General features: G+C 37.0%; 10 protein-coding genes. 6 read left to right on the forward strand and 4 right to left on the reverse strand.

The annotated features are described in order from the left end of the window. Nucleotide 1 precedes the first annotated feature (1 nt). Together AC4BB7_RS16420 and AC4BB7_RS16425 are read right to left on the reverse strand one after the other, a co-directional pair. The gene (locus AC4BB7_RS16420) at nucleotides 2-1,357 is read right to left on the reverse strand and encodes a carbohydrate ABC transporter permease (RefSeq protein WP_490483760.1); all 1,356 of its coding nucleotides are present in this window, start codon (nucleotides 1,355-1,357) and stop codon (nucleotides 2-4) included. A 112-nt stretch (nucleotides 1,358-1,469) separates the two neighbouring features. After that, nucleotides 1,470-2,705 carry an extracellular solute-binding protein gene (locus AC4BB7_RS16425; RefSeq protein WP_490483761.1) on the reverse strand — a complete coding sequence of 412 codons (1,236 nt, stop codon included), beginning with the start codon at nucleotides 2,703-2,705 and terminating at the stop codon, nucleotides 1,470-1,472. 374 nt (nucleotides 2,706-3,079) lie between these two features. Between AC4BB7_RS16425 and AC4BB7_RS16430 the strand changes: the two genes are divergently transcribed. From AC4BB7_RS16430 to AC4BB7_RS16440, 3 genes are all read left to right on the forward strand, one after another. Then, nucleotides 3,080-4,945: a glycoside hydrolase family 13 protein gene (locus AC4BB7_RS16430; RefSeq protein ID WP_490483762.1), complete on the forward strand. Its 1,866-nt coding sequence runs from the start codon at nucleotides 3,080-3,082 to the stop codon at nucleotides 4,943-4,945. After that, nucleotides 4,866-6,506: a glycoside hydrolase family 13 protein gene (locus tag AC4BB7_RS16435; RefSeq protein ID WP_490483763.1), complete on the forward strand. Its 1,641-nt coding sequence runs from the start codon at nucleotides 4,866-4,868 to the stop codon at nucleotides 6,504-6,506. The genes AC4BB7_RS16430 and AC4BB7_RS16435 overlap by 80 nt, the downstream gene beginning before the upstream one ends. Before the next feature lie 159 nt (nucleotides 6,507-6,665). Further along, a complete protein-coding gene (locus AC4BB7_RS16440) occupies nucleotides 6,666-8,339 on the forward strand; it encodes a glycoside hydrolase family 13 protein (RefSeq protein ID WP_490483764.1) in 1,674 nt (557 codons plus the stop codon). Nucleotides 8,340-8,493: 154 nt separating this feature from the next. Here AC4BB7_RS16440 and AC4BB7_RS16445 read toward each other — a convergent pair whose 3' ends face one another. Then, nucleotides 8,494-9,114 carry a GyrI-like domain-containing protein gene (locus AC4BB7_RS16445; protein ID WP_490483765.1) on the reverse strand — a complete coding sequence of 207 codons (621 nt, stop codon included), beginning with the start codon at nucleotides 9,112-9,114 and terminating at the stop codon, nucleotides 8,494-8,496. Nucleotides 9,115-9,262: 148 nt separating this feature from the next. Between AC4BB7_RS16445 and AC4BB7_RS16450 the strand changes: the two genes are divergently transcribed. Then, nucleotides 9,263-9,676 (forward strand): MerR family transcriptional regulator, encoded by a 414-nt coding sequence (locus AC4BB7_RS16450; RefSeq protein ID WP_490483766.1) that lies wholly within the window; start codon nucleotides 9,263-9,265, stop codon nucleotides 9,674-9,676. 11 nt (nucleotides 9,677-9,687) lie between these two features. After that, nucleotides 9,688-10,038 carry a DUF4260 domain-containing protein gene (locus AC4BB7_RS16455; RefSeq protein WP_490483767.1) on the forward strand — a complete coding sequence of 117 codons (351 nt, stop codon included), beginning with the start codon at nucleotides 9,688-9,690 and terminating at the stop codon, nucleotides 10,036-10,038. A gap of 250 nt (nucleotides 10,039-10,288) precedes the next feature. On the opposite strand, the gene AC4BB7_RS16460 is transcribed toward AC4BB7_RS16455, so the two are convergent. Continuing rightward, entirely contained in the window at nucleotides 10,289-11,767 is a 1,479-nt protein-coding gene (locus AC4BB7_RS16460) for a lytic polysaccharide monooxygenase (RefSeq protein WP_490483768.1), read from the reverse strand. A 390-nt stretch (nucleotides 11,768-12,157) separates the two neighbouring features. Here AC4BB7_RS16460 and AC4BB7_RS16465 point away from each other — a divergent pair, with 390 nt between their 5' ends. Further along, complete coding sequence (locus AC4BB7_RS16465; RefSeq protein WP_490483769.1) at nucleotides 12,158-13,621, forward strand: AcpB/EbpR/MafR family transcriptional regulator; 1,464 nt, start codon at nucleotides 12,158-12,160, stop codon at nucleotides 13,619-13,621. The last annotated feature ends 696 nt before the right edge of the window (nucleotides 13,622-14,317 follow it).

Genomic DNA, 14,317 nt, shown 5'->3' on the forward strand with positions numbered 1-14,317 from the left:
TTTACGCCCCTTCCGTTTTAAATGAACTGCTTCGTGTATAAGCAAATAACGAGAAGACCGCTGAAAGAACAAAGATAATGATCCCAATCACAGATGCGAGATTATAATCAGCCGCAGTTACCGTTAATTTATACAACCATGTTACCAACAAGTCCGTCTCACCAGCAGAGTGAAAATTACTGTTCGCTGGTTGTCCGCCAGTCAACAAGAAAATCACATTGAAGTTATTGATATTTCCAATAAACTGTTGGATCAAACTAGGTGCCATTACAAATAAAATCTGTGGGAAGGTAATATTTCTAAAAATTTGAAATTTATTCGCACCATCGATTTCCGCTGCTTCTATTTGATCTGTCGGTAGATTCGTAATGATCCCCGTTGCAACTAACATCGTTACAGGAATCCCGACCCACATATTAACAAAGATAACCGTGACTTTCGCAAGTAGAGCATCTGTTAAAAAAGGAATCGGCTGATCAATCAGTCCCCAATTTTGCAACATCGCGTTAACGGGTCCTGACCCATTAAATAAGTTAGCCATCAATAATAAACTGACAAATTGCGGAACAGCCATCGTGATGACGAAAATCGTCCGCCAAACTTTTTTTCCCTTCACCCCTTTAGCGTTAATTAATAATGCTAATAGAATGCCAAAGAAAAACGTTGTCGCGGTCGCTAAAACTGCCCAAATCAACGTCCAAGTAAGCACTGGGAAGAAAGTTCCAGCAATATCACCTGTAATCACATTGCTAAAATTAGCAAAACCAACCCAATGAAATAAATTTTTAGGCGGTAAATGATTGTGATCATAGCTAGTAAACGCAATAGAAATCATATAAAGCAATGGTAAAATCGTAAACGCTAATACACCCAACAACGGAATACTCATCAGTGTGATATAAAATTTTTCATTCAACAAACTATTTAAATCTTCTTTCAATGTCGGTAGAGACTGCCCAGCTTGTTTTAACGTAAAAATTTTACGCGCACTTCTTAGGTTCACGATATACATAAAAATAAAAAGTAAAATAAGAATAATTGCAGCGATTCCAAACAACAACAGTAACATCGAATTGTCACCTGGCTGTTGCACTTCGATTCCTAGCGACTCATCCATGACCCAACCTTGAGCTTTCGTCCCCAATGATTGCAGCATCGACAACGCATGAAAACCATTTACGACTAACCACGCCACAAATCCTATCTGCAACGCTAAAAATGTCAGCCCTTTGATGATTTGTCCGTTCAAGATATTCGCCATTCCCATAAAAATATAAGAAAGCTTGATCGAGGTATCTCCCTTTTTAAACAACTCTCTAAAAGAAATCGGCCCATCGGCTTTTGCTTTTAGTTTCATAGCATTTCACTTCCTGTTCTTCTTTGAAATCAAGAGGTCTGAGAAGCCAAGTTAAAACTTTTTCAGTTTCTCCCTGACTACTCAGCCTCTATTTTTTGCTGCAATTTATCGATTATTTATCGGATTTACTAGTATCTTGAACTAATTTATCCAATTTTGGTAAGTATTGATCTTCAGCGATTTTGCCATTATAGGTATCATTGATTACCGCATCAGCTGGTCCCCAGAAAGAAACCATCGCTGGAAGTTTCGGCATTACAACCGAATGATCAGCATCACTCATTGTCATGACCGCTTCTGCTACTTTATCAGATGTCACTTTACCATCCGCTTGTGCCTCTTTATTTGCTGGCACTGTTCCATTTTTTTCAAAAACAGTTAATTGATTTTCCTTATTTGTTAAGAAATCAGCCAAAGCCATTGCTGCTACTGGACTTTTAGTTGAAGCATTCACTCCGAATAATTTCACGCCTAAAAATGCTTTTTGCTGTACTTCGCCATTGCCTAAATCAACTGTTGGGTATGGCGCTACTGCAAACTTATCACCTAACGCTTTTTCTACATCTAGTTTAGACCACGGACCAGATAAGAAAGCATCGATTTTACCATTGCCTAAGTTAGAAAGTGCATCCGCATTCGATTGAACGACACCAGCGTTATCTTTTTGAGCGCGAATCCATTTTAAGACTTGTACACCTTTATCATTGTTAAAATTCGTTCCTTTGATATCTTCACCGTTTTTACCATATAATTCATCGCCATTTGACATGAATAATGGTGTGAAAATATAGTTTGCGCCAGCTTCTCCAAAGTTCGCACCTAATTTTCCTTTAGCCGTCAACGTTTCCCAACTCTTCACATCGCCTTCAGCTAACTTTTCTTTGTTATAATATAAAATTTGTGATTCAACACCATATGGGTAACCGTATAATTTACCATCATAAGTTGCAGCTTCTACAGCACTTTCAGTACTATTTTCTTTAATGCTATCTTCGTATTTCGTATTCGCATAAATAATTCCAGCATCCACCATTTGACCTAACTGATCATGAGGCATCATGAAAACATCTGCTGCGGCACTAGGATCTTTTTTTAGATTTTCTTGGGCTGTAGCAGACTCACTTGGCTTGATCGTAACTTTCCAATCTTTGTGTTCTTTTTCAAATTGTTCCACTAACGGTTTATACGTATCTACAAACGCTACATCCACCCACAACTTTATAGAAGCGTTTTCATTTCCATCAGAAGCTTTTTTATCTGATGAACCTCCGCCACAAGCCGCAAGCGCAAATGCCGCCGCTGTCATTGTTACCCCTAATGTCAAAAGCTTTTTCATGTTTCTTTTCATCTTTTGTTCCTCCTAGGAATTATTTTGCTGTTCTATTCTCCTACATTGTGCAATCGTTTGCGTAAAATGTCAAGAGAAATATAAAGATTTTGAAAAAAATTTCATCCCTCGAACAAATTCCAACTATAAGACATCTATTCCGAGTTTTAAAAAAACAGCCTATTAACCAATGATTATAATTTTATCATGACGTAAATTAGCCATTTTACAGATTTCTCCTTTATTATCAAGTAAATAATCACTACAACAAAACAAAATGCAATCGATTGCGAAAAATAGATTGAAAACGTTTTTCTTATATGGCATAATATGGGTGGTTTTTAGAAATATGTGACTAGAAAAAATACTGAGTCGATTACAGGGGGACAAATTAGATGAATACTGCAGCAATCCACCACCAACCAGAAAGCGAATTCGCTTATCTATACACATCAGACAAGATGCACATCCGATTAAGAACAGGTAGAGGAGATATCAAGAGTGTTGAATTATTAAACGGCGATCCATACCAACTTGAGCATAGCGAATGGTTCAACGTAACCGTTCCAATGGAAAAATACTTATCTACTGCGACCCACGATTACTGGACGACGGAAACCTCTGCTCCTTTTAAACGTCTAAGTTACGCATTCAAGATAGAAGGCATGGACGGAACTATTCTATTTTACGGTGACCACGGATTCTTTCCTTATCAAGAATCCACTTTAAAAACAGCGGCTAATTATTTTAAATTACCTTATTTCCACGAAACAGACCGGTTTAAAGCGCCTCAATGGGTGAAAGAAACGATTTGGTACCAAATTTTCCCTGAGCGTTTTGCTAACGGGGATACAACAAACGACCCCAAAGGGACTTTACCTTGGGGAAGCAAAGAACATCCTGGACGCGATGACTTTTTTGGCGGCGACTTGCAAGGAGTCTTAGATCATTTGGATCATTTGGCGGATCTTGGCATCAACGGTATTTACTTCTGCCCATTATTCCAAGCAGCCAGCAATCATAAATACGATACGATCGATTACTTTGAAATCGACTCTGCGTTTGGAGATAAAGAACTCTTTAAAAAAGTGGTAGAAGAATGTCATAAGCGCGGGATTCGCGTCATGCTTGATGCTGTCTTCAATCATATGGGCGACTTCTCACCTCAGTGGCAAGATGTAATCAAAAACGGGGAAAAATCTGCTTATGCTAGTTGGTTCCATATTCATAAATTCCCAGTTGCTTACACACCAACCGACAATTTTGAATTCTCAGAGGATATTACCTATGATACGTTTGCCTTTACACCACATATGCCGAAATTAAATACAGCAAATAAAGAAGTGCAAGACTATTTATTGGAGATTGCTCGTTACTGGATCACAGAATTTGATATCGATGCATGGCGATTAGATGTGGCCAACGAAGTAGATCATCGCTTTTGGCGTAAATTCCATGATGTTTGTACAGAGGCCAAACCAGATATTTATATTTTAGGGGAAATTTGGCATTCTTCTCAAGCTTGGCTGCAAGGAGATGAATTTCACGGTGTCATGAATTACGCTTTTACAGACGCAATTCTTTCTTACTTTGTCTATCAAACGATTCCATTGAGCAAATTGGTTTCTGAACTAAATCACCAATTAATGCTTTATCGCGAGCAAACCAACCAAATCATGTTTAACGTACTAGATTCACACGATACACCACGTTTGTTGACGATCGCCCAAAATAACAAAGCGCTTATGAAGCAAGTTCTCGCATTTACTTACTTGCAAAAAGGCGTGCCGTGTCTTTATTATGGTGACGAATACGCCATGGATGGCGCTGGTGATCCAGATTGCCGTAAATGTATGATTTGGGACTCAAACAAACAAGATTTAGATATGTATACATTCGTCAAATCGTTGATTGCCTTTAGAAAAGAACATCAACCACTCCTATCAGAAGGCAAACTACGTTGGCAGGAAATCGACGAGCAAACAGGAATTATCGATTTTGCCTACGAATATGAAGGAACAATGATTCGCAGCATTTTTAACACTGGACAAGCACCTGTTTATATTGAAAAAGAACATGTTTTATTCTCTACACAAATGCAATCATTAGATAAAAATATCATTGAACTAGCGCCTTACGGTTTTGCCGTATCAGTAGACACGATGGAAAGGATTGAGCAAAATGAATCATCTAAAAACAAACAAGCACTGGTGGCAGGAAGCCGTCGTATATCAAGTTTATCCACGGAGCTTTCAAGATAGCAACGGCGACGGAATCGGTGACCTCACTGGAATCATCCAACGTTTGGACTATTTGAAGAAATTAGGAATTAGCGCCATTTGGCTTAGCCCGGTCTACCGTTCACCAAACGACGACAACGGCTATGATATTAGCGACTACGAACAAATCATGGCAGAATTCGGCACGATGGCTGATATGGAACAACTGATCCACGAAGCGCAACAAAGAGAGATAAAAATCATTATGGATCTCGTGGTCAATCACACTAGTGATGAACATCCATGGTTTATTGAATCTCGTTCATCTAAAGATAATCCTTATCGTGATTTCTACGTGTGGCGTAAAGGTCTTGACGGGGAAAAGCCGAACGATTTGGAATCAACATTTCTAGGCTCTGCATGGCAATTCGATGAGTCTAGCGGCGAATATTACCTGCATTTGTTCAGCCAAAAACAACCTGATTTGAATTGGGAAAATCCTGACGTGCGGAATGCAATTTACAATATGATGAACTTTTGGATCGACAAAGGAATCGGCGGGTTCCGAATGGACGTCATCGACCTTGTTGGGAAAATTCCAGATCAAAAAATCACTGGTAACGGACCGAAACTGCACGATTATCTCCAAGAAATGAATGCCAAAACTTTCGGCGGCAAAGACCTACTGACTGTCGGAGAAACTTGGGGCGCTACACCAGAAATCGCTAAATTATACTCTGATCCTAAAAGAAATGAACTTTCAATGGTCTTTCAATTTGAGCATGTCGGCTTAGATGAGCAACCAGGAAAAAGCAAATGGGATCTACGTCCTTTACAAATAGCCGAACTAAAAAAAGTCTTTTCAAAATGGCAAACTGAACTTGATGACCAAGGTTGGAATTCACTATTTTGGAATAATCACGACTTACCTCGCATTGTTTCAAGGTGGGGCAATGATAGTACCTACCGTATTCAAAGTGCTAAAATGCTCGCAATTTTACTGCATATGCTAAAAGGGACGCCATACATTTATCAAGGCGAAGAAATCGGGATGACCAATCGTGTGATTCAGGATATCACAGAAGTCGAAGATATCGAAAGTAAGAATATGTATATAGATCGAATCAGCAAAGGATACACTAAAACAGAAATCTTCGCGTCTATCAATGCGAAAGGGCGTGACAATGCACGCACCCCTATGCAATGGGATAACACTGAAAATGCTGGCTTCACAACAGGTAAACCTTGGTTAGCAGTTCAAGATAATTATCATGACATCAACGTTGCCAATGCTCTTGCTGATAAAAATTCAATCTTCTATACGTATCAAAAACTGATTGAACTTCGCAAAAACTATCCTTTGATCATCTGGGGCAGCTTTGAGTTACTAACAAATACGCCAGAAACAGTATTTGCTTATTACCGTCATTATCAAGGTGAAACTTGGCTGATCGTTTGTAATTTTTCAAATCAAGAACAGCCATTTTCATTGGAGAAAACCACTACTAAAACAATTATCGCAAATACAGAAAAAAAGTACTTCGATCTTTCTGACAGAATCTTAGAACCGTACGAGGCGTTCGTAGTCTGTCTATCCAGATAAAGTAAACTAGTACACTTTAAATCTATTTAATTTCACACACTAACTTCTCGCGAAAATGCCGAAGTAGAAGAGTGGCAACTAACGTCATTCTTCTACTTCCCTATTTTACCGTCGGCACTGAACGATCCTGTTACACTTTAAATTCTGGAGGAGATGCATATGGCTGATTTAGCTGTTCAAACAAAACAAAAGAAGAAAACAGAAAAAAATAGTTGGTGGAAAGAGGCTGTGGGGTATCAGATTTATCCTCGCAGTTTTAAGGACAGTAATCACGATGGTATCGGCGATTTAAATGGTATCCGTCAAAAATTACCTTACTTAAAAGAACTAGGCATTGATTTCATTTGGATCAACCCTATCTACGCCTCTCCTAACGTAGACAACGGCTACGATATTTCTGATTATCAGGCTATTCATGAGGATTTCGGCACAATGGATGATTTTCAAGCTTTACTCAAAGAAGCCCATGAACTGGAGCTAAAAATCATCATGGATTTAGTCGTCAACCACACTAGCGATCAACACCCTTGGTTTATCGAATCAAAAAAATCATTAGATAATCCCTATCGCGACTATTACCATTGGGCTGACGCAACAAACGAAGTACCACCTAACAATTGGCAATCTTTTTTTGGCGGTTCTACTTGGACATACGATGAAACAACAGAGCAATCCTACTTTCATGTCTTCGCTAAGGAACAACCTGATCTTAATTGGAAAAACTCAAATGTCCGTCATGAAATTTATCAAATGATCCGTTGGTGGCTTGATCTTGGGATCGACGGTTTCCGCATTGATGCGATCAGTCACATCCAAAAAGAACCTTGGGATTTTAAAATTACAGATAATCAGTGGGCTCCATTTATGAATGTTGCTGGTATCGAACTATATCTAAAAGAATTAAGGGCTATTTTTAACGAATACAACATCCTGACTGTCGGTGAAGCTAGCGGCGTACCCCATCATGAAGCGGATGCATGGACGGGTGACCATGGTTATTTCAATATGATTTTCGAACTAGAGCATTGCCAGCGCATTGGTGAGTTAGGCAGCCAAAAAGGTTCTATCCCGCATTTAAAACAGTCTTTAAATGAGTGGCAAACAAGTCTTGAACACAACGGTTGGAATGCTCTCTATTTAGAAAACCACGACACCCCACGCAGCGTATCAGTTTATGGAGATGATTCACCTGAAGCTGCTAAAGCCTTGGCTACTGTCTTACTATTACTAAAAGGAACACCCTTTATTTATCAAGGTCAAGAAGTCGGAATGACTAATTATCCGTTTCGTTCGATAGAAGAAATCAACGCCGCTGATACGATCCATTTTTACCAAACACTATTAGCGCAAGGAAAGATGACCAACGAAGCTTTAAAAATCGCAGTAAATTGGTCCAGAGATCACGGGCGCACCCCTTTTCAATGGGAGAACGCCTCACACGGAGGTTTTTCAACAACTGAGCCTTGGTTGAAAGTCAATGAAAATTACCGAATTATCAATGCTGCACAGAAAGAGATGGAAAACAGTAGTATTTTCCATCATTATCAAACCTTGATTCGTTTGAAAAAACAAACAGATGCTCTTATTCACGGCACATTTGAATTACTTTTACCTGAACATCCAACCGTTTTTTGTTATACACGCACAACCGATACAGAACGTTGGCTTGTTTTGGTTCAACTAGACCGAAAAGCAACATCCGTCTCCTTCCCTGCCTCTTGGAATTATTCTGAGTGGGAAGAACTACTAACTACTGCAAACATTAACCCATTAAACCAACAAATGACTCTTTCTGATTATGAAGCTCATGTTTATCGAGAAAAACTAGTTTAAGTGAACTAAAAAAGTCAAACTCTTCAGCAATTTTTCAAAAACAGGATAGAACAAAAGTACTTATTCACTTGTTAAGGGACTGATGTATAACTCGAAGAGTCATTTCTCAGTCCCTTAACATTCAGCTATCCAAACTTAAACCATTTTTGGTTTTCTATTCAACAAAATAACGCAATACCGTCTTCATTTTTTCTGGTGCAACTTTTCTAGGATCAGAAAGATAAATTTCTTTATGAGCTAAGGTTGTTCTCTTCAACTGATGTTCTTCGCAATACGAATCCATCACTTCAAATGTTTTAAATTCATCATCATAAGAACCTAGATGCAGCATTTGTACACATTTCCCATCCTCAATCGTTTCAAACTTCACATTGGAGTTATTCGGATTGGGTTTCTTTTTATTGACCTGATCCATATTCGCTAATGCTAATTCTTCAGTGACGAAATCAGGCTGACGAATCATTATTTTATAGACCAAATCTGCCTTATCAAACGCCCTACCATCCGCTATTGCTTCATCTGACAATGTCCAAATCCCTTCCAGCGGATAAACTGTATACTCAAAATAGCCATCGGGGGTAACACCATTTTTAGGCATCATCCTAATCCCATACGACATTCCATATAAAGCCGCTGTCTCTTCCCCAAATTGAACACCGTTTGGGTCTCCTTGTCCTGATATCGTGTAAAATTTCTGCTTCGGTACAGTCAGTTCAACTGGATTTGTTTTGGGTAAATAAAGATTTTTTTCTTGTTTGCGCCATTCAAATTTCATTTGATCATCTCCTATTCTGCTTATATTTCTAATAAGTAGCTCTTCTTTTAATTATAATACAATGTTTCACACAAATCATCCATCGTTCTTTCCTCTTGACCATGGAGTTATATCCAATGTTACACTTGTTCTAAAGGAGGGCTATCTAATGAATATTACCGCATTTGCTCAACAATTTAATCTATCTACTGATGCAGTTCGCTTTTACGAAAAAGCTGGCTTACTTCAACCTAAAAGACAGGCTAATGGTTATCGCATCTATACAGAAACGGACATGTACGATTTAAAAATCATCTTGGCCTTAAAAGAATTAGATTTTTCAATCAAAGAAATCCATTATTTACTCGAATTAAAAAGGCAGCCAATTTCTATCAAATGCAATAATGACTCCACTGAATTTTTAACCAACAAAATCGACTATATCAAACAAAAAATTACTTTTTATGAAACAGCTTATCAATTATTACTTAAATTAAAAACAACAATCGAACATAATAACTACGCAGAAAATCAAACTGAATTATCTATTTTGATCGATCAACTCTCTTACTACGGACTATAGGAGGAAAAAACATGAGCAACAAAACCATTTTACAACTAGAAAACAGTGCCCTCTTTCTTTTAGCCCTGACACTTTTTATCTATCTGGATTACCCCATTTTATATTTTTTTCTCTTTCTTTTATCACCTGATATTTCAATGATTGGCTATTTGAAAAATCCAGCTCTTGGCGCAACGATATACAACCTAGCCCATAATTTAGTTTTCCCGATAATACTGATTTTCATTTATCTCTTCACTCACATCGCGCTTTTATTGCCGATCGCCATCGTTTGGTCTGCACATATTTTCATGGATCGGACATTAGGATATGGTCTGAAATACTCAGATGAATTTAAACATACACATATTCAAAATCTGTAATTGAAAGAGCTTGGTAAATCTGACACCGTCAATTGTAAAGGATACTCAATAGAGCTGTCCTTTCACTAAAATTTACGAAGGCTGTCATTTACTCTGCGTGCTTATATTGACACTGACTTTCACCCTTTTTATATAAGTAAAACAAAGGAAGCCTGATTAAATGCTTACACATTTAGTCAGGCTTCCTTTGTTAGTGCTATGTCGTGATGATTGTTTGTTTATTACTATGTCATACAGGTATTATTTACAATTAAACTAATTCCCATACTGGTGAAGTTCCAGGTTGGTTTCCTTGTGTCCACCATTTGGCTTTGTATGTTTTACCTTGGAATGTTACTTCATCTCCGCCACTATATGCTTTGCTTGTTTCCCAGTTCATCACTTTATCTGAAAGCAATTTCCAAGCATCCGCTTTATCTGGACGGTCGCCTTTAGTCCACCATTTTGCTTCGTATTCTAAGTCATCAAAGAGAACTTTATCCCCAGTGTTATACACTTTATCAGCAACCCATGTAGATTGTCCGCTTGGCGCTTCTTTTGTTTTCACTGAAAATGCTGCACTTGTTTCAGATACATTGCCGCCAACGCTAATTGCTTTGACTGTGTATTTGTATGTTGTGTTGGCTTTTAGACCAGTATCTTTGAAACTTGTTTTTTCTGTTGTAGCAACTTTTTTACCATCACGGTAAACTTCATAGCTTTTAACACCTAAGAAATGTGTGGATTTTGTCCACATTAAATCTACTGAGTTTTCTGTAGTTCCCATTGAGTGAACATTTGTTGGTGCTGTTGGTTTTTGATTGTCTTCTACTGCTGATGATTGCGTTGTTGCCTTCACCGCTGCACTCTTTTCAGAGATTTTGCCGTTTGTTCCAACTGCTTCTACTTGATAAGAATACGTTGTGTTTTCTGCTAAGTTCGCATCATTAAATTGAGTGCCGCCAATTGTAGCAACTTTTTTACCGTCACGGTAAACATTGTATTCTTTTGCATTAGCCACTTTATCCCAAGTTAATTTAAGAGAAGAAGTTGTTACTTCTGATGTTTTTACATTTGTTGGTTTAGCTGGTGCTTCTTCAACTGGAGGAACGATTTCACCTTTACCTTTTACATTTACATCAATTACGTTATAAAATGCGTTCGCTGTATCAGCTACATCCCAAACTGCTAAGATTACATGGTAACCTGAACGATTTTCCGGAACAACGATTTGATGTGATTTATTATTTGAAGCAGCTGAACCATCATGTTTCACTTCACCAAGAAAATCAAAATCAGCTCTTGCTAATGGTTTTTCTGGATTCCAACCAACTTTTGTCATATAGTAGTGCCATTTAGTTGTGCTGTGAGGTGCTGTATATTTCCAAGTGAACGTATTTAATCCAGTATTAATATCTTGTTTCGTCCAACGGTTTGCACCAGTGCTGTCCATTACAAAATCAGTAATTTGACCTTTACCACCTTGGGCAGAAGCAATACGACCATCTGCTGGTCCTGCTTGTGGAAATCCTTTATCGTATTCTAGAGATTGTGGATTCGTAATAACCATTCCGTATTTCTCTAACGCTGGTCCCCAACCAATTGTATTTTTATCTAGTGACCCTTGATAACCACGAGCCGCTGGTTTTTCTACATATCCATGGGCATCTGCTTCGTCTGCATGTAACAAACCCGCTCCGCCTAAAATAATTGTTGACATCAATGCTAGTCCTAATAACTGTTTCTTCATAAATTGTCCTCCATTCATTGTTTCGCCTTCGACTGGCTTAACATTAGTTTAAACGTTATGTAAGAAAAAAAAGGGTCATTAATAGTCACAAAAAAGGAATACTTGATTCATTTAGATTATTGTTTGAAAATAAAAATAAAGATTAAACAAAATACAGTAAAAATCACAAATGTTATAAAAAAAACCATCGTTTAAAGGTCATATTTTTCTATTAAAAAGAGAAAATTGACCTATATAATTTAAATTATTGTAAAAAAACATCTATTATTATTTACTGTTATATAGACAAAACGGATCGTTTCAAGTTAAAATAAGCAATGTATTGAACTTTATTTCATTACATTCTGAACAAATTTAAAAAATAACATAAAAAAAGAAAGTGTTGATACTATGAAAGAAATCCTCTCCTCACGATCCAAACGTCAGTTAGAGCTAATGGAACTATTGGCCGACAACGATTGGGTCACCTTTACCACCGCATCAGAAACATTAAATGCTCCTGTTAAAACATTAAAATCAGATATTATTGAACTGGAAACATTACTAGCTCCCGCTACGATCGAATCCTCAAAAAAATATGGCATTCGACTTGCAACAAATTTTGGCTTCTGTAAAACAAGTATCTACCAGAAATTCATCAAAAATAGTGTTGAATTTCAACTGATCGAAAAGATTTTCTTACATAATTTTTCTACCATTGTTGATTTAGCAGACGATCTTTATACTAGCGTCTCAACAATCAAGCGGATTGTTCTCCGAGTTAATCAATTACTTCAAATTGAAGGTTTCACGATCAACTTGAAAAAAATGCAACTTGTTGGCGATCCACATAGCATTTGTAATTTTATGCAACATTATTTTTATGAGAAGTACGGTGTTGCCGAAAGTCTGTTGACTCCTGCTCAGTTGCCAATTTTAGATCAGGTTGGTCTCCAAATCGTGAAGCAAGCAGTTCCAAATGAGCCATCGTATAACTTAGACTTTTCTCTATTAAATCGCCTACGTTTTTACACTTACACAATTATCAACTTATTGAAACATAATAGTGAAAATCAACTTCACGATCTGCCAGAAAAAGAATTTTCAATTCTTAATGATACATATGCTTGTGATGAGTTTTATAGCCAATTCCATTTACCTTTATCTCCTGTCAATTTAAATACTTTTTTCTACTTATTTTTTAGTGATCAATATGTTGACTCACTTGATACTGCACGTGAACTGATTAAAGTTGATCGCAATGCTTTTCTAAAATATCAAAAAATCGAAAACCTCTTACAAGAAATCGAGAAAAAGATGGGCTGTAAATGTGATAATTTTGATGATATTTTTATGAGTCTCTACAATTTAGACTGTCAAATTCACGGAAGAACATATATTTTACACAATAAAAACAAAGAGTTTTTGACAAGTATCAAAAACTTATACGGTCATTTCCCAATGGAATTGATTCACTCTTTGCAAGCAATTTTTTATTCAAATCCATATAAAGAGTATATGATTTATGAAGCCATCTCTATATTGTTTACCAAATGGCCAAACTTACTAGACCGCTTAGAGTATTCCACACCAACGATGAAGGCGTGTCTTTTATTCAACTCAGGAAGAGACTATATGAATATGCTCTCAGAAAGAATCACTTACTATTTGCGTGGTCGTTTCTCTTGTACACCATTGCAAGTCACTTCATTAGAAGAACTTGAAAAAGAATCTTCTCAATATGATTGCATCATTACGAATATTCCTGAAATCTATATCAATAATATTCCAATCATTGTCATCCCTTTAATCCCTGATGCTAAGAGTTTTGATAAGTTGATGTTGGTTTATGAAGATTATTTTGATAAGAAATAATTTCTCTTTCTATAATAAGTAGCTTAAACAATGTTGGAACAGAAGTCATTTCCATATACATGCTTCTGTTTTCAACGTTTATATGGATTCCAAGTGATTGAGATGTGACTCGAAGAGTTACGGCTCAATCACTTTTTTAGGACAGACAACTAAATTATCATAGTAAGTAGTATTCTTTTAAAACCTGTTTCCAGGCTGCATTATCTATTTTCTGATCTAAAATAAATATATATCTAGTCCATTTCCCATTTGAAGGATTGTAATCAAGTGTATTCTACGGTACTATAAAATTTGGATTAGCGATATCTATTCAGTATTCTCTGAATAAGTATCTTTAAATATTTATAGAGTAGGTGTTTTTTTGGAAAAAAATGAATCTCAAAAATTTGACTATTTAACAATTTTGATAGCTTGTCTTCTCATGATCGTACAAAGAGTATTACTCTCTGCGACCACTATACCTGAGTATGCGACAAACCCTGGAAGGTTTTACCTTTATTCTTTTATGAAGGTCGCAACTGTAGCTGGTCTCGGTCTTGTTCCTTTATACATGGGCTATCACTATCAAAAAATAGTCAGAAAAAAGATATTCAGTTATCTGAGCGGTTTTTTTCTGCTATATGTAGTGATCGCACTGACAAGCAATGTCTTTTTTTATGTTCAATCTTCAACATTAAATCTTCGGCATTACTGGAT

It is taken from the genome of Enterococcus sp. AAFC-DPL-5182 (assembly GCF_058216605.1).